This window comes from Bacillus pacificus (assembly GCF_020861345.1).
Classification (GTDB): domain Bacteria; phylum Bacillota; class Bacilli; order Bacillales; family Bacillaceae_G; genus Bacillus_A; species Bacillus_A pacificus.
In genome coordinates this window covers 4,612,097-4,632,370 of sequence record NZ_CP086328.1, presented here as the reverse complement: position 1 = coordinate 4,632,370, position 20,274 = coordinate 4,612,097, and the positions used below count along the sequence as shown (strand labels likewise).

At 36.2% G+C, this 20,274-nt stretch carries 21 protein-coding genes, 1 pseudogene and 1 other annotated feature; of the genes and pseudogenes, 18 read left to right on the top strand and 4 right to left on the bottom strand.

Translation table 11 applies throughout. From position 1 onward, the window contains the following. Positions 1-268 precede the first annotated feature (268 nt). Entirely contained in the window at positions 269-2,293 is a 2,025-nt protein-coding gene (locus LMD38_RS23925) for a glycosyl hydrolase family 18 protein (protein ID WP_227585337.1), read from the bottom strand. A gap of 354 nt (positions 2,294-2,647) precedes the next feature. Between LMD38_RS23925 and LMD38_RS23920 the strand changes: the two genes are divergently transcribed. From LMD38_RS23920 to LMD38_RS23880, 10 genes and pseudogenes are all read left to right on the top strand, one after another. Beyond that, positions 2,648-3,019 carry a DnaJ family domain-containing protein gene (locus LMD38_RS23920; protein ID WP_073530577.1) on the top strand — a complete coding sequence of 124 codons (372 nt, stop codon included), beginning with the start codon at positions 2,648-2,650 and terminating at the stop codon, positions 3,017-3,019. A gap of 518 nt (positions 3,020-3,537) precedes the next feature. Continuing rightward, positions 3,538-3,647: pseudogene (locus tag LMD38_RS28915) on the top strand (IS607 family transposase); the annotation flags it as partial. 18 nt (positions 3,648-3,665) lie between these two features. Then, on the top strand, positions 3,666-4,796 hold the full coding sequence (locus tag LMD38_RS23915; protein ID WP_228920003.1) for an RNA-guided endonuclease InsQ/TnpB family protein: 1,131 nt from the start codon (positions 3,666-3,668) through the stop codon (positions 4,794-4,796). A 148-nt stretch (positions 4,797-4,944) separates the two neighbouring features. Further along, positions 4,945-5,259, top strand: coding sequence for a thioredoxin family protein (locus LMD38_RS23910; RefSeq protein WP_100633954.1), 315 nt, complete (start codon positions 4,945-4,947; stop codon positions 5,257-5,259). Positions 5,260-5,272: 13 nt separating this feature from the next. Beyond that, positions 5,273-5,524 carry a hypothetical protein gene (locus LMD38_RS23905; protein ID WP_000394354.1) on the top strand — a complete coding sequence of 84 codons (252 nt, stop codon included), beginning with the start codon at positions 5,273-5,275 and terminating at the stop codon, positions 5,522-5,524. A gap of 121 nt (positions 5,525-5,645) precedes the next feature. After that, entirely contained in the window at positions 5,646-5,789 is a 144-nt protein-coding gene (locus LMD38_RS23900) for a histidine kinase (RefSeq protein ID WP_073530580.1), read from the top strand. Between the two features lie 80 nt (positions 5,790-5,869). Next, the gene (locus tag LMD38_RS23895; RefSeq protein WP_016716358.1) at positions 5,870-6,451 is read left to right on the top strand and encodes a TetR/AcrR family transcriptional regulator; all 582 of its coding nucleotides are present in this window, start codon (positions 5,870-5,872) and stop codon (positions 6,449-6,451) included. 65 nt (positions 6,452-6,516) lie between these two features. Next, positions 6,517-7,749 (top strand): MFS transporter, encoded by a 1,233-nt coding sequence (locus LMD38_RS23890; protein ID WP_073530583.1) that lies wholly within the window; start codon positions 6,517-6,519, stop codon positions 7,747-7,749. 56 nt (positions 7,750-7,805) lie between these two features. Next, entirely contained in the window at positions 7,806-8,057 is a 252-nt protein-coding gene (locus LMD38_RS23885) for a helix-turn-helix transcriptional regulator (RefSeq protein ID WP_001974760.1), read from the top strand. Positions 8,058-8,069: 12 nt separating this feature from the next. Further along, positions 8,070-8,462: a hypothetical protein gene (locus tag LMD38_RS23880; RefSeq protein ID WP_014893342.1), complete on the top strand. Its 393-nt coding sequence runs from the start codon at positions 8,070-8,072 to the stop codon at positions 8,460-8,462. A 36-nt stretch (positions 8,463-8,498) separates the two neighbouring features. Here the strand turns inward: LMD38_RS23880 and LMD38_RS23875 are convergent, their stop codons facing one another. Together LMD38_RS23875 and LMD38_RS23870 are read right to left on the bottom strand one after the other, a co-directional pair. Then, positions 8,499-9,782 (bottom strand): MFS transporter, encoded by a 1,284-nt coding sequence (locus LMD38_RS23875; RefSeq protein ID WP_000738829.1) that lies wholly within the window; start codon positions 9,780-9,782, stop codon positions 8,499-8,501. Between the two features lie 108 nt (positions 9,783-9,890). Then, positions 9,891-11,204 carry an alkaline phosphatase family protein gene (locus tag LMD38_RS23870; protein WP_016716360.1) on the bottom strand — a complete coding sequence of 438 codons (1,314 nt, stop codon included), beginning with the start codon at positions 11,202-11,204 and terminating at the stop codon, positions 9,891-9,893. A 154-nt stretch (positions 11,205-11,358) separates the two neighbouring features. On the opposite strand from LMD38_RS23870, the gene LMD38_RS23865 reads away from it, so the two are divergent. Beyond that, positions 11,359-11,652 (top strand): YesK-like family protein, encoded by a 294-nt coding sequence (locus LMD38_RS23865; RefSeq protein WP_000364817.1) that lies wholly within the window; start codon positions 11,359-11,361, stop codon positions 11,650-11,652. A 94-nt stretch (positions 11,653-11,746) separates the two neighbouring features. Then, positions 11,747-11,953: a binding site (T-box leader), on the top strand. A gap of 47 nt (positions 11,954-12,000) precedes the next feature. Beyond that, positions 12,001-13,431 carry a proline--tRNA ligase gene (gene proS, locus LMD38_RS23860; protein ID WP_016716361.1) on the top strand — a complete coding sequence of 477 codons (1,431 nt, stop codon included), beginning with the start codon at positions 12,001-12,003 and terminating at the stop codon, positions 13,429-13,431. 117 nt (positions 13,432-13,548) lie between these two features. Here proS and LMD38_RS23855 read toward each other — a convergent pair whose 3' ends face one another. Then, positions 13,549-14,598, bottom strand: a complete 1,050-nt coding sequence (locus tag LMD38_RS23855) for an LPXTG cell wall anchor domain-containing protein (protein WP_228920002.1) — start codon at positions 14,596-14,598, stop codon at positions 13,549-13,551. 202 nt (positions 14,599-14,800) lie between these two features. Here LMD38_RS23855 and LMD38_RS23850 point away from each other — a divergent pair, with 202 nt between their 5' ends. The 6 genes from LMD38_RS23850 (at position 14,801) to LMD38_RS23825 (ending at position 20,274) form a co-directional block, all read left to right on the top strand. Then, the gene (locus LMD38_RS23850) at positions 14,801-15,679 is read left to right on the top strand and encodes an ROK family protein (RefSeq protein WP_227585538.1); all 879 of its coding nucleotides are present in this window, start codon (positions 14,801-14,803) and stop codon (positions 15,677-15,679) included. A 128-nt stretch (positions 15,680-15,807) separates the two neighbouring features. Further along, complete coding sequence (locus LMD38_RS23845) at positions 15,808-16,404, top strand: TerD family protein (RefSeq protein WP_001121593.1); 597 nt, start codon at positions 15,808-15,810, stop codon at positions 16,402-16,404. Positions 16,405-16,427: 23 nt separating this feature from the next. Then, positions 16,428-17,012 carry a TerD family protein gene (locus LMD38_RS23840; protein WP_000146721.1) on the top strand — a complete coding sequence of 195 codons (585 nt, stop codon included), beginning with the start codon at positions 16,428-16,430 and terminating at the stop codon, positions 17,010-17,012. Between the two features lie 80 nt (positions 17,013-17,092). Further along, positions 17,093-17,671 (top strand): TerD family protein, encoded by a 579-nt coding sequence (locus LMD38_RS23835; RefSeq protein WP_001007530.1) that lies wholly within the window; start codon positions 17,093-17,095, stop codon positions 17,669-17,671. Positions 17,672-17,743: 72 nt separating this feature from the next. Next, the gene (locus LMD38_RS23830; RefSeq protein WP_000025691.1) at positions 17,744-18,535 is read left to right on the top strand and encodes a TerC family protein; all 792 of its coding nucleotides are present in this window, start codon (positions 17,744-17,746) and stop codon (positions 18,533-18,535) included. Positions 18,536-18,642: 107 nt separating this feature from the next. Continuing rightward, positions 18,643-20,274 (top strand): YceG family protein, encoded by a 1,632-nt coding sequence (locus LMD38_RS23825; RefSeq protein ID WP_000492880.1) that lies wholly within the window; start codon positions 18,643-18,645, stop codon positions 20,272-20,274.

Here is a 20,274-nt window from a genome sequence, read left to right as displayed (position 1 = left end):
GTATATATAGATAGTTTGAAATGGAATAAAAATAATTCCTATATGTAAAGGATAATGTGATTAGTATAGGAAGACAATAGAGCTTAAAGGAAATTCATGTAAAATTCAGATGAACTTCACACGAACTTCATATTGGAAACTAAATATGATTATAATAGGTTATTATAATGTTTCTTTGTGATTTTTCATAAAATTAAAAGTTTGAATTTAGGAGAGAGGAATCAAACCTAAATTCAAACTTTAGTGAAATAATTAGTGGAAGTTACGTTTAGTTTTCGCTAATGGATGCATTTACAAGTTCAGCAGGAGTGCCTGTTCCTGCTCCTCCGATTGTAATCGATCCACCAGGAGGAATTTGACCATTCCATCCTGCATTCGTAATTACGTAATGATTATTTATTTTACTACTAATTTTAGAATCCCAAACTTGTGTTAAATTGCCGTTATAATCAAATTCTAATTTCCAGTTTTTAATAGGGGTCGTTCCACTATTTTTAATTACAATCGAGAAGTTGTAACCACTTCCCCAATTTGAAGTGACTGAAAAGGTAGCATTGTTATTTCCACCAGGAGGTGTTGTGCTAGCATCGTCTGTTTTTACAATAATAGAAGTAGGCTGTGATTTATTCCCAGCAGCATCTTTTGCTATTATTGAAAATTTGTATTCTGTATTAGATTTTAAGTTTTTAATTGTAATACTATTTGTTGTTGTACTCCATTTCTCTTCCCCAGCAGTAATTTCATATTCCGTAACTCCTACGTTATCAGTAGATGCATTCCAGTTTAATTGAACTGAGTTTGAATTTTTATTTGTAACAACAATATTTTTTACGTTTGTTGGTGGCTCAGTATCTTTTTGAGTAATAGGTCCACCTAGTAATTCTTTTACTAACGTATCAAGTAATTTTGGTCCACTACAACTATATTTTGGACTTGTACGGCAATCTCCGCTAAGCTCCCAAAACATTGCGCCACTTAAACCTTTTGTTTTTATATAGTCTGTTTTATATTTCATAGATTCATTATCATCGTAGCTAATAAATGTACCTGTAGTCGCATTATATAAATAAGGTACTTTCGCTATATCGTTCCATCCGCGAACAAAACCATTTTTATTAACATAATTAGCCGCTAAATCACCATAATCGTATACACCTGTATCACCGGTAGAATAATCATCCCAAGTACCTTTAGAAGCGAGCTTTCCATCACTACCTGGTTTACAAGGTTGGTATTGTCCGTTATTTTCTTTTCCACAACTTTTCCATCCGCGTCCGTAAAATGGTACACCTAATACGAGTTTATCTGCTGGAACCCCTTCATTTGTATAAATGTCTATCGCACCATCTACGTAAAATTTCGTATCCGCTGCTGGGTCATTTGGATCTTTGTATAGAGCTGCATTATGGTTAGAAGTAGCTTCCCATCCACCGTGGAAATCATATGTCATAATATTAATCCAATCCAGTATTTGAGAGATTTTCTTTAGCTCTGTATGATCGGCATAACGTTGGCTTGCACCTGATGCGATTGTTAGTAAATATTGTTTGCCATCTTCTGCACCAGCTTTCGTTAATGCATTTCGAACTTCTTGAAGGAGTAGGGTGAAGTTTTGCTTATCTTCAGGACGATAACTACCACCAGGAATCGTTTCTACGCCCGGATATTCCCAATCTAAATCAACGCCGTCAAATCCATATTCGCGTAGGAAATCGACTGTAGATTCAGCGAATACTTTTCTTGTTTTTTCATCAGCGGCCATGTCAGAAAAGCGGTTAGACCAAGTCCAGCCACCAACAGAAATAATTGTTTTTAAGTGAGGATACTTAGCTTTTAATCGTTTCAGTTCGCCGAAATTTCCGCAGCGTGCGTATTTATCACAATCTTCCCAAGTTGTACCTGAGCCAGGATAAGATTTTGTGACATCGGCCCATGGTTCACCGAGTACGAGAGTACCATTAGGGACTTCTTTATTTTGCAGTGGTACACCAGATTCTTTACAGTTCCACGTTTGTTTATTTGGATTATCGGGGTGAGTAGAAGGGTTTCCATGTTTTCCATTCCAGCAAATATCAGCGAAAGCGTAGTTTAAATGAGTTAGCTTTGATGCATCAATGTCTGCAACTTGATAATTACGTCCGTAAATGCCCCACGAAGGAAAATACCCAACAACTTTTTGACCTTGCTTTGGTGACTCTGCTAATGCAAAATTTGGAGTAATAAAGTTTGTGAGAAAAAGAGGTAAGAAGAGTAGTAGGGATAGTAATAGCAGTGTGAATTGTTTTGATTTCATAGTCATTTCTCCTTTCAAAGTAAAAGATATATTTAAAGGCATGCGCCAATAAATCAAAATGAATCTAGACAAAAATGATCAGACATCACGAAGTCTATACAAGGAGCTGAAGCTGATTAAATCGTAGCAAATGTAAGATTTGGTGTAAACGCTTTATTGAATTCGAAAAGACTTTCTCAATATGAAACGGCTCTAATACAGATTACACATGAAAATAAAATATCGATTAGGGAGGAAAGGGCTTCTTGGAGTTAAATTTGAGAAAAAATTGTATGAGGTCAATTTGTAATAGCGTAGCAAGATAATGAAATTTCATGTAAAATAATAGTAAAAATATGTAAGGGGGGGAGTATTGTGGATGTGTTTTTGAATATTGCCGAAGAAAAAATTCGACAAGCAATACGGAATGGAGACCTTGATCATATTCCGGGAAAAGGAAAACCACTACAATTAGAAGACCTTTCAATGGTACCTCCAGAACTTAGAATGAGTTATAAAATTTTAAAAAACGCGGGCATGATTCCACCAGAAATGGAACTACAAAAAGATATATTAAAAATAGAAGACTTAATTGCGTGCTGTTATGATGAAGTAGAGAGAATAAAGTTACAAGAAGAGTTAACAGCAAAAACGCTTCGTTTTCAGCAGGTAATGGAAAAGAGAAAGATTAAAGATAGTTCAGCTTTTCGTATGTATCAAGGTAAAGTATTTAGTAAATTACGCTAAGAGGGTAACTAACTGTTACGATTTATTTAACCAATTATAACGAAAGTTAATTAAATATATCAGTCAGCCCTGCTAGTCAAGTGATTGGCTAGTAGTGAGGGTTAACTGCGGGCAATCCCTAAAGCTGATTGAACTACAACGTGGCTAGAAATGGCGAGCGTGAATGTCGCGAAAGCAGAAAAAATCAATCAGATGGTGCAAGGTTAAATCCTAAACACTAGAACAATGGGTCTTCCGCCTCGAATCATCTAAGTCAAAAGTGATAAGATGAACGTTCAACGACTATCTCGTATAACTGACGAGAGTACATCACAAGCCTATGGTGGTGGAAAAATCCTCTATCTCTAAAGAGATAAACATATAGTCTGCGCTCATGTGAAAACATGAGAAGTTCATAAGAGAACTGGCTAAGGAATTGCGCCCTTAGTTGAACGAGATAAATTTAATTAAATCTATCAAACTTTAATGAATCTATCGAACGTATGTGTTATGGTGGATTCAATGAAGTGAGAATATTAATGAAATTTTTACGAGTTAGTTAAGTATCAGAATTAACAGGTTTGTATTCGAGTAGTCTTAGGAGAATGCTGGTGGAACACGCTACGATTCAGAAGAACAAATCTTTCATTAAAGGAGTTACATTCTGATGATATTGGCGAAGAAAGTCAGACTGATTCCAACGCCTGAACAAGAAAAAGTGCTTAGAAACCATGCTGGTGCTGCAAGATTCGCTTATAACTATTGTAAAAGAATGAGTGATAGATACTATAAGCTATTTGGAAAATCTGTTTCACAGTTAGCTTTACAGAAACGATTTACAAAGATCAAGAAGCGAAAGAATTATGAGTGGTTAAAAGACATCAACGCACAAGTTCCCAAACAGGCTTCAAAAGATTTTGATAAGGCAAGGAAGCATTCGTTCAAAAAGTACAAAAATGGTTATCACACTTCTTATAAATCTAAAAAAGATGTAATCCAAGGATTTTATGCCAATTATGAAAGGCTGATTATAGGAAAGAAAGTCGTTCATATTCAGTCTATTGGAGAAGTGAAAACAAGCCAACAACTACCAAGAAATAAAAAACCATCCAATCCAAGAGTTACATTTGATGGTCGTCACTGGTGGATTAGTGTGGGGTTCCAAGAAGACTTTGAATCACAAGAACTAACCAATGAGTCAATCGGTGTGGATGTTGGTTTAAAAGAGCTGTTTGTAGCTTCTAATGGTACGAAAGAACGAAATATAAACAAAGACGCCAAGGTTAAAAAACTTTTGAAAAGGAAAAAGTCAGCGCAAAGAGATATGTCTAGGAGATTTAAAAAAGGTGTGAAAATTCAATCTGCCGGATATGAAAAAGCAAAAATCGAGCACCTGCGGTTATCTAGGAAAATTATGAATATCCGAAATAACCATATCCATCAAGCAACAGCTAAATTGGTGAAAACCAAACCAATGAGAATTGTTGTGGAAGACTTATCTATCTCAAACCTGTTAAAAAACAAAAAACTATCGAAAGCATTTTCATTTCAAAAATTAAACTTCTTCTTTCAATGTTTATCATACAAGTGCGAGAAGTATGGCATTGCGTATGTAAAAGCTGATAAATGGTTCGCTTCAAGCAAGATTTGCTCATGTTGTAGAGTTCAATACGACCATTCAGTTCAACCAGAAGGACAGTGGAGTTTGAAAATACGTGAGTGGTGTTGTGCTTCATGCAATAGCCATCATGATAGGGATGTAAATGCTGCGATAAATTTATCAAGATGGGTAAAATAAATGCTTGATAATAGGAGGTAACGATACTGCCTCGTGTGGAGTGTTATACCCCTCGTCCCTTCGGGGTTGCGAGAACACGATGAAGCACTAACTTGTATAAATTTGATTGAATTGTATAGATTTAGTTAAGTTTATCGTATCGGATAAGATGAATACATTTGAAACGATAGAAGAATTAGCGACATATATTGAAGAACAACAATTAGTACTTCTGTTTATTAAAACAGAAAATTGTGGTGTTTGTGATGTTATGTTAAGGAAAGTAAATTACGTATTAGAGAATTATGATTACGTAGAGAAAATAGAGATATTGCTACAAGACATGCAAGAGATTGCGGGGCGATATGCTGTATTTACAGGTCCAACAGTTTTATTATTTTATAATGGAAAAGAAATTCTTCGTGAATCACGCTTCATTTCGCTTGAAAATCTAGAGAGAACCATTCAATTATTCGAGGAATAAGGGAGGCTTTTATATGGAATTTATTATTTTCATACTATTATTTGTTGTAGTTGGAACAATCTTAACAGCAGTTCGATCAAACAAAAAGAAGGTAAATCTTACAAAACAAAATAACATTCATAACTCATCTAACAACTCATCACCATTATTTTTCTTTGCGGGATCTGATAATGATAGCTCGCATGGAGGTTCACATGATTGTGGAGGATCTTTCGGTGGAGATAGCGGAGGCAGCTGTGATGGTGGCGGAGGTGGCGGTGATTGATGAGAATACGCCCTATAAGGGGCGTATTTCTTTTTAAACAAACGTTTGATTAGTTGGTTTACATATGCATACAAACAGTTAAACAAACGTTTGTTTAACTATTTTTAATATACTAAGGGGAATGGAAATGGAACCGAAAGTGAAAAATAAGGGGAAAGTAATGTTATTTTTATTAGCTGCGGGAGGCGTATTTCTTGTTAAATTAGGATTTGAAATTGGAATCATACATATGATTCGAAATTGGTTTGAAAGTACGTTTTCTTAAATAATGAATATAGCCTCTTGCGATAGAGGTTTTTAATTTGTTATTATTAGACTGAACGGTCGGTTTAAAGAGGTGTGAATATGAGAAGAAGTGCAGAAGAGATAAAGAAAGAAATTGCATATAAAGCAGAAAGGTTGTTTTCACAGAAGGGCTATGCAGCTACATCTATGGAAGAGATTTGTGAAATTACAGAGCGGAGTAAAGGAAGCATTTATTATCACTTTAAAAGTAAAGAAGAATTATTTTTATTTGTAGTAAAGCAGCATACGTATGATTGGCTTGAAAAATGGAATGAAAAAGAGAAGTTGTATAGTACGAATACTGAAAAACTATATGGTCTCGCGGAATATCATGTCGAGGACATACAGCAACCAATTTCAAATGCAATAGAGGAATTCTCTATGAGCCAAGTTGTAAGTAAAGAGATTTTGGATGAACTATTAGCTTTAACTAGAGAATCGTATGTTATGTTTGAGAAACTAATTGAAGCAGGCATACAGTCTGGAGAGTTTCGTGAAGATAATACGCGCGATCTTATGTATATTGTGAATGGGTTATTATCAGGGCTTGGAGTACTTTACTACGAGTTAGATTATAAAGAGTTGAAACGTATTTATAAAAAGGCAATAGATGTATTGTTAAAAGGAATGGCAGCTGAATAATAAGTCAGTTGCTTTTCTATAAAACAAATTAGACCGAACGGTCGGTTTATGAAAGGGGAATGAAAATGAACGCTTTATTTAAAAACCGAGCATTTATGCTCGTTATGGCGTCTGATATTTTACAACAATTTGCAATTTGGATCAGAAATATGGCCCTTCTATATTTCATAATGGAGCGAACGAATAATGATCCAGTTTCCGTTTCATTGTTATCGGTTATGGAATATGCACCTATTTTTATTTTCTCGTTTATCGGTGGTGCGCTAGCTGATCGCTGGAATCCGAAAAGAACAATGGTCGCTGGAGATGTATTAAGTGTAATGTCTATTATAGGAATTGTCCTGTTGTTAAAACTGGATTATTGGCAGGCTATATTTTTTGCAACACTCATTTCCGCAATTGTAGGTCAGTTCTCTCAGCCATCATCTTCGCGTATATTTAAGCGCTACGTGAAAGAAGAACAGATAGCAAATGCGATTGCATTTAACCAAACATTACAGTCATTATTTCTGATCTTTGGACCAGTGGTAGGATCGCTTGTGTATACACAACTTGGTTTATTTACGTCGCTATATAGTTTAATCATTTTATTTTTGTTATCTGCTATCGCTCTTTCATTTTTACCGAAATGGGTTGAACAAGAGCAAGTGGCAAGAGATTCATTAAAAAATGATATAAAAGAGGGTTGGAAATACGTTCTTCATACGAAAAATTTACGTATGATTACAATCACTTTCACCATTATGGGCTTAGCTGTTGGACTAACGAATCCGTTAGAGGTGTTTCTTGTAATAGAACGCCTTGGAATGGAAAAGGAAGCAGTTCAATATTTAGCTGCAGCTGATGGAATAGGTATGTTAATTGGTGGTATTGTTGCTGCGATTTTCACTTCAAAAGTGAACCCGAAAAAGATGTTCGTATTCGGTATGGGCATATTAGCGATATCGTTTTTAGTAGAAGGGCTATCTACATCATTTTGGATTACTAGTTTCATGAGATTTGGAACAGGTATTTGTTTAGCTTGTGTTAATATCGTTGTCGGTACGCTTATGATTCAACTTGTACCAGAAAATATGATTGGAAGAGTAAATGGAACAATTTTACCACTGTTTATGGGGGCAATGTTAATCGGAACTTCAATAGCTGGAGGATTAAAGGAGATGACCTCATTAGTTACTGTATTTTGTATAGCGATGGCACTTATTTTATTTGCGATAGGGCCAGTTCTACGCATGCAAATAAATAAAGGGGATGTCGCTAATAAAGAGGAACTAACAAATTCATTAGCCTCGAAATAACCATTGTAAGGGAGCTGAATAGCTCCCTTTTCTTGTGACAGTCTTTTGACAATGAAATGTACCGACTATATACTAATGTTGTAAAAACGATTTTACATGTTAGGAGAAAAGATGTGAAAAATCAAATTTATGAATTACGCACTGAGAATAATATTTCACAAGGTGCATTAGCTGATAAGTGTAAAGTTTCAAGACAGACGATAAATGCAATTGAGAATAATAAATATGATCCAAGCTTAGCATTAGCTTTTCGTTTAGCGGAAGTATTAGGAACAACTGTTGATAAACTATTTTTGTACAAGCAGTAGGGGGAGTAGTTGTTGGGGAAAGAGAAAATAAGCCTTTTCGTTACTGTATTAGTGGCTATAGGTACGTTAGTGTTTGCACTTTACTATTGGTTAACTGAACTTCAAGTAAACTGGTATGCACTATTTATTTGTAGCATCGCGTTACATTATCTATTTAAAAGTTTGGCATCACATAGCGTTGAAGGGGATACTGAGGAGAAAGAGGATTTAGAAAAACATGTATTAAAAACAAGTGCCAATGTTACATATTATGTACTCGTTGTATTAATTTTTGGCTTGTTTTTCGCATCGGTAGGGTTTAATAGATGGATTGATTTTCATAACATACCGCTTTTGTTTGCGTTATGTGCTGCGATAGTTGTAAAGCCAGCTGTTGAGTTTTTAATTGTAAGACGTTATAGATAAAAAAGATCCTCTTCTTGCATGAAGAGGATCTTCTTCTTATAGCATTTTAGTTTTTGGACTAGGTGGTGTAACGGATGTATTATTTTCAGGGACCTTAGTTAATAAAAATCCACCGATAATAAACAACACAATAATACTAAGGACACCGGCGTTTGTTTTTCCCGTTAATTGCGTTGTAACACCGACTAATACTGGACCCATAATCGCGGCAAACTTGCCAAATATATTATAGAATCCGAAGAATTCATTTGCCGATTCTTTAGGTACTAGTTTTGCAAAATAGGAACGACTAAGTGCTTGAATCCCGCCCTGAGAAGTGGCAACTAACATTGCTAAAATCCAGAAATCGAGTGTCGTTTTTAAGAAATAAGCATATGTGCAGATAATGATATAAATAATAATACCGACATATAGCATTTTTTTACCGGTAAATGTCTCCGATAGTTTTCCGTACAATAAAGCGAATGGACAAGCTACAATTTGTGTGACGAATAATATGATTAATAGATTTGTTGCACTAATACCGAGGTCTGTTCCGTAAGCGGTGGACATAGTAATAATTGTATCGACCCCATCAATATAGAAAAAGTAAGCAATTAAGAACATAAAGACCGTTTTATATTCTTTAATATTTTTAAAAGTATCAGCAAGGCGTTTGAAGCTCATTGTAATTGGTCTTGGGTGACGTTCAATATAGTGCGTTTGTTCTACGTTTTTTAGCATTGGAATTGTAAATAATCCCCACCAAAGAGCTGTGATTGCAAATGAAATTTGACTAGCAATGCCAACTGATAAAGGGATAGTTCCTTTTTGAGCAAGAATGATAAGAGTGATACAACCGATAAATGGAATAGTACTCCCAATATAGCCTAAAGCGAAACCTCTCGTAGAAATTCGATCCATTCTATCTTCAGAAGTGACATCTACTAAAAATGCATCATAAAAAATGTTTGCTCCAGCAAAACCGACTAATGCGAGCATATAGCATCCTAGTAATAAGTACCACTGAGATGTTGGAACGACTGCTAGCATACTTGTAAATACGATACCGAGTCCAAAGAAGAATGTGAAAAATCGTTTTTTAAATCCTTTATAATCAGCAACTGTGCCGAGAATAGGAGCAAGTATAGAAATTAAAAGTGTTGCGAACGAGTTTGCATATCCCCAATATGCTGTTGAAGTTGCACCAGATAACCCGGCTTCCTTTGCAGCTGCTTTAAAGTAAATTGGGAATAATGCGGTTGTAATGACGAGCGAATATACGGAGTTCGCCCAATCGTATAATATCCAGCTTTTTTCTTGTCTGGACATTTTTTTCATATAATGTTCCCCCTCAAATTTGTTCTACTAACAGTGTACAAAAATAAAAATTATAAAAAGAGAAACAATGATGAATTTTACATAACTTTTACATATATACACAGTTCTTTACAATTGGAGTAAATCCTCTACAATTGATCCGTCTGTTTCACCTAAGTGTAAACCGAGTAGTCTAGCGATAGTGGGGCCTTCATCAATAAGTCTCATATACGGTATGGTAATGCCGCTTTTTATTCCTTTCCCGGCAGCTATAAAAATTGTTTCATAGTTAGGTTTTGTTGGAGAGTATCCATGCGTACCAAATGTATATTTTTTACTAGGCGTAACATCTTTTTCAGTAATTTCTTTTATAAAATCTCCTGTATAGTTTTCAGTGAAATAATACCCTTCTCGTGCTTCCAACATAAATAAACAATTGCCATCTGCACCGCATTCCTTCGCATCCTCATCATGAAGTATAAATTCAATACCGTTTTGTTTATTTTGAAGCAGTTCTTCAAGGAGTAGTTGTACTTCTCGAATTGTATCGGTATCGTTTTTGTCTTTCACATATACATAGGCGGACCCATCGCAACTTTGGCAATAAGCATTCCAGTCTACTAATTTTCCTTTTGAATTTATAGAGATAAGCCCTTTTTGATGAAATAGTACATTTAATTGAATGGCTTTGCTTTCACTTAAAGCGCTATGATCACCAAGAGCGATAATGGTGCTCTCTTCGTATAGTCCACTGTCTTTTAAAGCTTGAATAATTTTCCCTAGTCGCTCATCATGTCTATGAATTGCGGCTATTGTTTCTTTTGATTCAAAGCCGTGATAGTGTCTTTGGGTGTCTAAATCGGTGAAATGTACAAACATGACATTAGGCTTTTTTGTCTGGATTGTATGCACAGCAGAAGCAAGTACGAAATCATCGAGTTCAGGTTGTGACAATCCATTTCGTATATGGCCGAAACGACGATTTAAATCTAATTGATATAGCGGGCTACCGCTAAATAATGAAACTAAAACTTGATTTTGCCACGGTCTATTTGGAAAGATTTCTGGTAAATTGTAATCAATATTTGCTCTGCCAGTAACAGGCCATAGAAGGGCAGCTGTCGTTAAATTTGCTTTATGTGCTTCATCATATAATGTTGTTCCTTGTATTGATTTTCGGTACCAATGCCAATCGGGTGATTCGCGTCCAGGTTGAAGTAACGTATTGCTAACTACGCCATGTTTATTAGGGTAATTACCAGTTACGATTGTTGAGTGACTTGGATAGGTTACAGAAGGATAGATGGGCTCTACTTTTTCGACAACCGTACCCTTTTTGATTAGAGATTGGAAATGAGGTAATTTTTGTAGTATAGGAAAATCTAAAGCTGATAAACAGTCGAATGATAAAATGATGACACGATTCGTTAATGCTTTATCCATAAAGTAATCCTCCTAATTATATGAAACCTATTACTATATATTACTATTAATACCTAGTAATAAAAATATGTTTTTAAATAAAATTTATTATTTATTTTCAGAAAAATTAAACATATAATTAAGTATAAGGGAATGAATGAAAGGAGGGAATAATGTGGATTTGCTAGATGGATTTAGTATCTTTTACATCATTGGTGGAATCACAATTATTCTTGTATTTGCTATTTCGTATTTACTAAAGAAACGGTTTCCAGACAAGCAGTTTGATATTATATTTGCACTTAGTTTAATACTTCTTTGCTTAGCATCCTTTCCCGTTACAATGATGGTTATTGGTGGATGGGAAGGAATGGGATATGGATTTATTGGTTTCTTCGTCCTACTTGGTACACTTATCGGTATGATTGCACATCAACTTGTGAAAATTACGAGAAAAAGCTACGTATAAAACTGTAAAAAATGAAAAGAATATATAAAAAATAAGAAAATTCACTCTTGTTTTAGGGTGAAATTTATATTATGATATTCAACAAATTTACTTCGTTATAACGATGAAAAAGGACTAGTACATGTTCAACCTTTTTAGCAGAGAGAGAATCCGTCAGGCTGAAAGATTCTTAAAAAGGCGATATGGAACCTACCTTTGCGTTCTGCATATGCAGCGGGAATTTCCCGTTATCAAAAAGAGAGCATGCACAATTTTTGTGCATGAATCAGGGTGGTAACGCCGGCAAAGCTCGGTCCCTATTTAGGGGCGCGGGCTTTTTTGTATTTTCTAGAAGGAGGAAGACTGACTATGGCAAAAGAACAAGTACAAGCGATTACGAAGATGGAAGAGGACTTTGCACAGTGGTACACAGATATTGTAAAAAAAGCAGAACTTGTTGATTATTCAAGTGTAAAAGGATGTATGATTCTACGCCCGTACGGCTATGCCTTATGGGAAAATATGCAGAAAGTGATGGATGAGAAGTTAAAAGCAACTGGTCATGAAAATGTGTATATGCCAATGTTTATCCCAGAGAGCTTATTACAAAAAGAGAAGGATCATGTAGAAGGATTTGCTCCTGAAGTAGCATGGGTGACACATGGTGGGGATGAAAAGTTAGCAGAAAGACTTTGTATACGCCCTACATCCGAAACTTTATTCTGTGAGCATTTTTCAAAAATTGTGCAATCCTATAATGATTTGCCAAAGTTATATAATCAGTGGTGTTCAGTAGTTCGTTGGGAAAAGACAACGAGGCCATTTCTTCGTACAACGGAATTCTTATGGCAAGAGGGTCATACAATTCATGAAACAGCAGAAGAATCTCAAGCTGAAACATTAAATATTTTAAATCTATATGCTTCTTTCTGTGAAGACTACTTAGCAATACCAGTAATTAAAGGACAAAAAACAGAAAAAGAAAAATTTGCGGGCGCAAAGGCAACTTATACAATTGAAAGCTTAATGCATGATGGGAAAGCACTTCAAACGGGAACATCCCATAACTTTGGAACGAATTTCTCTGAAGCATTTGATATTAAATTTTTAGATCGTAACGGTAAGTGGCAATATGTACACCAAACATCTTGGGGCGTATCAACGAGAATGATAGGTGGACTGATTATGGTTCATAGTGATAATAATGGGCTTGTAATGCCTCCTAAAGTCGCACCAGTGCAAGTTGTTATTGTACCGATTGCTCAGCATAAAGAAGGCGTTTTAGCGAAAGCAACAGAGTTACAAGAACATATTCAAAAGGTTGCACGAGTAAAACTAGATGCTAGCAATAAAACACCTGGTTGGAAATTTAATGAGTATGAAATGAAGGGAATTCCAATTCGATTAGAAGTTGGTCCGAAAGATATCGAAAAGAATCAAGTTGTACTCGTAAGAAGAGATACGAAGGAAAAAGAGTTTATAGCAATGGATCAATTAGAAGAACGCATTCCAGCACTACTTGAGGAAATTCATAACTCTTTATTTAATAAAGCAAAAGTATTTCGTGATGAAAATACGTATAGTGTGACGAAGTTTGAAGAGATGAAAAAAGTAGCTGATGAAAAGCAAGGATTTATTAAGGCGATGTGGTGCGGGGAACTAGCTTGTGAAGAGAAATTAAAAGAAGAAGTCGGAGTATCTTCTCGCTGTATGCCTTTTGAGCAAGAGCATTTAGCTAACGAATGTATTTGTTGTGGTAAAGAAGCTAAGCAAATGGTGTATTGGGGAAAAGCGTATTAATGCTCTTTTGGATAGGAAGGATGAAAAGGACTTTGGACTGCATAATAAAATGCAATCCAAAGTCCTTTTTAGTTTTACAATTTGTTTCATGTATTTTTAAGATGGAAGGATATGTTTTTATTTTGCGTTTTTACGGCGAATGAATAGTAACATACCAATTAGGAATGTTGAAAGCCCCATTAAAATAGATGCAGGATAATGTGTGGCAGTATTCGGTAACTTATCGCCTTGTTTTTTCGCGTTATCTTTTACGTTACCACCTTGAGAACTGCTATCGCCTTTACCACGGTTACCTCCATGAGAGTCATTTCCCCCTTGAGAACTGCTATCGCCTTTACCACGATTGCCGCCAGAGCCACTGCCATCAGAACCGTTGCCGCCAGAGCCACTGCCATCAGAACCGTTGCCGCCAGAGCCGCTGCCACCAGAACCGTTACCGTCAGAACCACTGCCGCCAGAACCGTTGCCGCCAGAGCCGCTGCCACCAGAACCGTTACCGTCAGAACCACTGCCGCCAGAGCCATTGCCGCCACTGCCATCAGAACCGTTGCCGCTAGAGCCATTGCCACCAGAGTCGCTGCCACCAGAACCGTTACCGTCAGAACCATTGCCGCCAGAGCCACTGCCATCAGAACCGTTGCCGCCAGAGCCGCTGCCACCAGAACCGTTACCGTCAGAACCACTGCCGCCAGAACCGTTGCCGCCAGAGCCGCTGCCACCAGAACCGTTACCGTCAGAACCACTGCCGCCAGAGCCATTGCCGCCACTGCCATCAGAACCGTTGCCGCTAGAGCCATTGCCACCAGAGTCGCTGCCACCAGAACCGTTACCGTCAGAACCACTGCCACCAGAGCCGTTGCCGCCAGAGCCGTTGCCGCCAGAACCGTTACCGCCAGAACCACTGCCATCAGAACCGTTGCCGCTAGAGCCATTGCCGCCAGAGCCGTTGCCACCAGAGCCATTGTCACCAGAACCACTATCGTCCTGAGAACCACCGTTTCCTGGTGGCTTATTATTATCTTTTGAGTTACCTTCTGCGAAATGATCGTTATTTTGTACAATCGCATTTGTTACTGGAGAGAAGTTTTCTGTTGCTGCATTACCGATATTTAAACCACTAAAAAAAGATAAAGAAAGAGTTGATGCTAAAATGAAAATTTTCGTCATTGATTTCCTCCTGAAACATTAATATTCCATCTAAAATACATCTCTTTGTAATATTTCATAGGAAAAAGAGTTTTATGCAAAAAAAACTATATATAGAAAAAGGTGGTATATTTCTAAAGAGAGAAAAGAGTGAGTGTAAATTCTTTATAATAGTAGAGTGGTGGGAATTTCACACCCATTCCAGTAGAGGAAGTGACAGCAGATGAAAGAGTATATTGCATTTGATATTGGTGGTACACAAATTAAATATGGAATTGTTTCAGAAACAGGAACAGTACTAAAGCATAAAACAGTTCCAACGGAAATTCATTTGGGCGGGGAACAAATCATTCAAAAACTCATTCTTTTATCAAAAAATTTAATGGGTAAACATACGATTTCGGGAATTGGCATTAGTACGGCGGGAATTGTTGACGTTAATAAAGGGATTGTGACGGGAGGTGTGGATCATATTCCGGGCTATAGTATGATTCCTATTATGAATAAATTGCAAGAGGTATTAAAAGTTCCTGTATCCATTGATAATGATGTGAATTGTGCAGCGTTTGGAGAAAAGTGGAATGGTAGTGGAAGAGAGAAAGGAAACTTTATTATGCTCACCCTTGGAACTGGTATTGGAGGAGCAATTTTTATAGATGGAGAGTTATATAGAGGGCATTTGTTTAGTGCTGGCGAATGGGGAAATATGTTAGTAGAAGGAAAGCCGTTTGAAGAGATCGCTTCCATTTCAGGGTTAATTCGTCTTGTGCGAAAATATAAAGATGAAAGTGATTGGAATGGAAAAAAGATTTTCGAACTGTATGATAAAGGTGATAGGGAAGTTACCCAAGCAGTTGAGGTTTTCTTTAAACATTTAGCGATTGGAATTAGTAACCTTGCTTATATTTTTAATCCAGAAGTGATTGTTATAGGTGGAGGAATTACTGATAGGGGAAATGAGTTTTTAAAAGAAGTAAAAGAAGAGGTCAGTAAATACTTAAATAAAGAGATTTATAGTAATTGTGAGATTGAACTTGCGCAAAACGGTAATTGTGCAGGAATGGTTGGTGCTATTTACCACTTCTTACATCATCATAAGTAAATTATATGAATGTTTTCATATAACTGAGAATTTATCCTTTTTATCACTAGGTAAATAATGCTACAATATAAGGGGAGAATACAATATTTTCCGTCTTGGAAAATGCTTTGTAGAAAGGAAGAAACTGCATGCCTATTATTTTAGAAAAAGGTCAAAAGATCGATTTAACGAAAGGACAACCAAAAGTAGCAAAACTACAGGTTGGCTTAGGCTGGGATCCAATTGGGCAATCAGGTGGGTTTCTGTCTTCATTATTTGGAAGTAAACCAAATGTAGATTGTGATGCATCTGTTGTTATGTTAGAAGGAGATCGTTTTGTTAATAAAAACGATTTAGTATACTTCGGAAACAAACTTTCTACTTGTGGTAGTATTATTCATTCAGGAGATAATTTAACAGGTGAAGGCGAAGGTGACGATGAAACAATCTTTGTAGAATTGCATAAAGTCCCAAGTCGTATTAACCGTTTAGTATTCGTTGTAAATATTTATGATTGTGTAAACAGACGTCAAGACTTTGGTATGATTCGTAATGCTTACATTCGTATTCAAAATCCTCATACAGGTGAGGAATTAGCACGTTATAATTTATCAGAAAACTATGCTAGTAAAACAACTTTAATTGCAGGAGAAATGTATCGATACGAAAATGAGTGGAAGTTTTCAGCAGTTGGAGAAGGCACACAAGATAAAAACTTAAGTGAGATTGTATCACGTTATCAATAGGATAAACTAAGGAGGAATTTAAAATGGCATCTATTTCTTTAAAAAAGGGACAAAAGGTAGATTTAACAAAAACAAATCCAGGTTTATCAAAAGTACTTGTAGGGCTTGGCTGGGATACGAACCGTTATGATGGACAAGCTGATTTTGATTTAGATGTTAGTATCTTTTTAGTAGGTGCGAACGGTAAAGTTTCAGGCGCAGAGGATTTCGTTTTCTATAATAACCCAAAAGGCGCGAATGGTGCTGTAGAGCATTTAGGAGATAACAGAACGGGTGAAGGCGAAGGCGATGACGAAGCGATTAAAGTAGATTTGAAAAATGTACCTGCACATATCGAACGTATTTGTTTCACAATCACAATTTACGATGGAGAAGGCCGTAGCCAAAACTTTGGTCAAGTTTCTAACTCATTCGTACGTATTGTAGATGAAGAAAAGAATGCAGAGTTAATTCGTTACGATTTAGGAGAAGATTTCTCCATTGAAACAGCTGTTGTAGTAGGCGAATTATACCGCCATGCAGGTGATTGGAAGTTCAATGCAATCGGAAGTGGATTCCAAGGTGGATTAGCGTCTCTATGCAATAACTTTGGTTTAGATGTAGAGTAATAGATTAATATATCCATCGATGAAATGCATGTTTACTGATGGATATATTTTTTTAGATAAAAATATAGAGGTGAATATAAATGGCTATTCAGTTACAAAAAGGACAGAAAATCGATTTAGGTAAAACAAGCCCTGGCTTAACAAAAGCAGTAATTGGTCTTGGATGGGATATTAAGTCTTATGATGGTGGAGCTGATTTCGATTTAGATGCATCTGCCTTTTTATTAGATATGAACGGAAAATGTACGAAGGAAACTGATTTTATTTTCTATAATAATTTACAGTCTCCTTGTGGATCAGTTTTACATACAGGTGATAACCGAACGGGTGAAGGTGAAGGCGACGATGAGCAACTTGTTGTAGATTTGAAGAAAGTTCCAGCAGATGTGCACAAAATTGCTATTACAGTTACGATTTATGATGCGGAAGGTCGTAGTCAAAACTTTGGACAAGTAGGAAATGCTTTCGTTCGTTTAGCAAACGAAGAAACGAATGAAGAAGTTCTTCGCTTCGATTTAGGGGAAGATTTCTCTATCGAAACAGCAGTTGTCTTTTGTGAATTATATCGTCATAATGGACAGTGGAAGTTTAATGCAGTAGGAAGTGGATTCCAAGGTGGTTTAGGTGCGCTTGTAAGAGCGTATGGCTTGGATGCATAGAAAGGAAACGATATTCGTTTCCTTTTTTTGACCTTTCTATAAATCTAGCAAAGAATAGGGGATAAAGGTAAGATGAGTATTTTGCAAGGAATCCTTGATACGTATGCTCAGTTTTTCGACTTGGACATGTGGATTAAAGTGTTGCAAGATCCAGTATCGTGGGGATTAATAGGTACACTTGTTGTACTTGAAGGATTGTTATCTGCTGATAATGCACTTGTATTAGCGGTAATGGTAAAACACCTTCCAGAAGAGAAGCGTAAAAAGGCTTTATTCTATGGGCTTATTGGAGCGTATTTATTCCGCTTTATTGCGATTGGAATTGGAATGTTCTTAATTAAATTAGCATGGGTAAAAGTGTTAGGTGCACTTTACTTAGCTTGGCTTTCAATTAAATACTTTATTGATAAAAGAAAAGGTAATGCAGAAGAAGAGGAAGCTCATGGTATGAACCAAAACAGTATTCTCTTCAGAATGTTTGGTGTCTTCTGGGGAACGGTTGCGATGGTCGAATTAATGGATATCGCGTTCTCTGTAGATAGTGTACTTGCTGCATTTGGTGTATCAAATGAAGTTTGGATTCTATTGTTAGGCGGAATGCTCGGTATTTTAATGATGCGTGGTATCGCTGGTGTATTCTTAAAGTTGTTAGAGCGTATCCCAGAACTTGAAACGACAGCATATATTTTAATCTTAATTATTGCAACAAAAATGCTATTGTCTGTTATTCATATTGAAATAAGCCATACATTGTTCTTCGTTATTTTAGTTGTAGCATTTGGAGCAACATTTGTACTTCACTACGTGAAGAATTCTGGACAAGCTAAAGAAGAAGTTGCTGCTACTAAAGAAGACAATAAATAATTGAAATGGGTTTGCTCGTTTTGCGAGCGCCCATTTTTTATAACCAAAAATAGTTTATAATAGAAGAAAGACTTAGAAAAAGTAAATGTTTTTGGAGGTGAACTGTTGTGTTTTCACGTTTTACACTTCAACCATATGCATTAAAAGATGAATCAGATGTAAAGCAATTTGAAACGCTTTTAGAAAAACGTCCACAATATGAGCTGACAGAGAATGAGATGAAATTTAGTTATATAGCATGTCGAATCCTTGGCGTTCCGAACGATGTAGATGAATATTTTAATGAACTGTTTGATTATAGTGAAGCGAAAGGAATTGAAGTTTTACATGAACAAAATTTAAATAAAGTGATTGATTCAGAAAAGCTTCGTCACATTCAAGAAGTGTTCGGATTACATCAAGAAGCACCAAATGGTCTAACAGTAAATAGGCTAGTGGCACACTTATCTGGGAAACAACTTTTACCGAAAGTAGACAATCCGGATTTACAGCATTATATACATACAACATTTATTTCTGTATTGAAATTATATGAGAAACAACATAATCAATCTCTAAAGACAGAAGGCTTCCGTCGTTTCTTAATCGACATGATTAAATTAAGCGAAAATTACGTAGCGAAGTGGTTCTCTACGATTAACTATAAGAAACAAATGCCGCGTATTGTTTGGTACGGTGATGCACAGGAAAGCCGTATATATTTCTTATACTTTCTTATTATGCTCGGCTGCGATGTACTTTATTATCACCCAGAAGGAAAAGATGGATTTGAGAATGTTGATGAGGAAGGAAGAAGTTTTATTGTGTCTCATCCAAGTCGTATTTCTCTTGAGCCATTTCCAGATCGCCGCCGCGAGCGTGTTGCAACAGTGGCATATCAAGCTTCAAAAGAAATTGAACAAGTACTTCACCACGATAATTCACTATTATACAAGCCGTGGCAATTCCGTTCCTATACACCTGTAGCACGTACATTAAAAACAACATACGATGAACTATTTTTAATTACGAAAGAAAAGGCGTTTGTACGCCCGACATTCTTTGTTGAAAATAAACACATTTATATTCCATCCCTATTTGCGAAAATATCAGGTGTTTCAAAGAATGATAAAGAGTATTTTCAGCGATTAAAGGCTGTTACATCATTTGATAACAGTTTATTAATTAATACATTTCCGTTTACGAAAGAACAAAAAGCAAATTTCCAATACCATTATCGAGATGCATTAGACCGCGGAGGGAAATTGCATCCAGATTTAATTATGAACAGTCATTGGTGGCCGCATAAACGATTGCCAGAAGGATTACAACATGGTATTGCAGAAGCGATTATCCATACGTGTGAAAGTGAAATGTGTAAACCAATTGCAAAAGAGACGAAACAAGATGTAGCGCTATATGTTTTCGCGCAACTTTCTCAAATACCACCGAATATTTTAGAACAGCTTGAGAAATTTGATTATTCACAAGATGTACCGAAAATTGTTATATTTAATAATGAGAAGAGTGGAGAGTTAACTCGTTCTGATGCTGTTTTATTACTATTTTTAAATCAAATTGGAGTAGATGTATTCCATTTCAATCCAACGGGAAGAAACGATATTGAACCGTATATTGAAGCTGGGGCATTTGATTCACATTGGCTTGAAGAAGTTAATTTCGATCTTGAGTTTCATGGTTCATCAGCCTATAAAAATTTATCACAAACAATAAAAGGACTATTTCGTCCATTTTTATAA

Coding starts and splice junctions, on each gene's coding strand:
- LMD38_RS23925 (WP_227585337.1), bottom strand. CDS start 2,293: ATGAAATCAAAACAATTCACACTGCTATTACTATCCCTACTACTCTTC.
- LMD38_RS23915 (WP_228920003.1), top strand. CDS start 3,666: ATGATATTGGCGAAGAAAGTCAGACTGATTCCAACGCCTGAACAAGAA.
- LMD38_RS23910 (WP_100633954.1), top strand. CDS start 4,945: ATGAATACATTTGAAACGATAGAAGAATTAGCGACATATATTGAAGAA.
- LMD38_RS23905 (WP_000394354.1), top strand. CDS start 5,273: ATGGAATTTATTATTTTCATACTATTATTTGTTGTAGTTGGAACAATC.
- LMD38_RS23900 (WP_073530580.1), top strand. CDS start 5,646: ATGGAAATGGAACCGAAAGTGAAAAATAAGGGGAAAGTAATGTTATTT.
- LMD38_RS23895 (WP_016716358.1), top strand. CDS start 5,870: ATGAGAAGAAGTGCAGAAGAGATAAAGAAAGAAATTGCATATAAAGCA.
- LMD38_RS23890 (WP_073530583.1), top strand. CDS start 6,517: ATGAACGCTTTATTTAAAAACCGAGCATTTATGCTCGTTATGGCGTCT.
- LMD38_RS23885 (WP_001974760.1), top strand. CDS start 7,806: ATGTACCGACTATATACTAATGTTGTAAAAACGATTTTACATGTTAGG.
- LMD38_RS23875 (WP_000738829.1), bottom strand. CDS start 9,782: ATGAAAAAAATGTCCAGACAAGAAAAAAGCTGGATATTATACGATTGG.
- LMD38_RS23870 (WP_016716360.1), bottom strand. CDS start 11,204: ATGGATAAAGCATTAACGAATCGTGTCATCATTTTATCATTCGACTGT.
- proS (WP_016716361.1), top strand. CDS start 12,001: ATGGCAAAAGAACAAGTACAAGCGATTACGAAGATGGAAGAGGACTTT.
- LMD38_RS23855 (WP_228920002.1), bottom strand. CDS start 14,598: ATGACGAAAATTTTCATTTTAGCATCAACTCTTTCTTTATCTTTTTTT.
- LMD38_RS23850 (WP_227585538.1), top strand. CDS start 14,801: ATGAAAGAGTATATTGCATTTGATATTGGTGGTACACAAATTAAATAT.
- LMD38_RS23845 (WP_001121593.1), top strand. CDS start 15,808: ATGCCTATTATTTTAGAAAAAGGTCAAAAGATCGATTTAACGAAAGGA.
- LMD38_RS23840 (WP_000146721.1), top strand. CDS start 16,428: ATGGCATCTATTTCTTTAAAAAAGGGACAAAAGGTAGATTTAACAAAA.
- LMD38_RS23835 (WP_001007530.1), top strand. CDS start 17,093: ATGGCTATTCAGTTACAAAAAGGACAGAAAATCGATTTAGGTAAAACA.
- LMD38_RS23830 (WP_000025691.1), top strand. CDS start 17,744: ATGAGTATTTTGCAAGGAATCCTTGATACGTATGCTCAGTTTTTCGAC.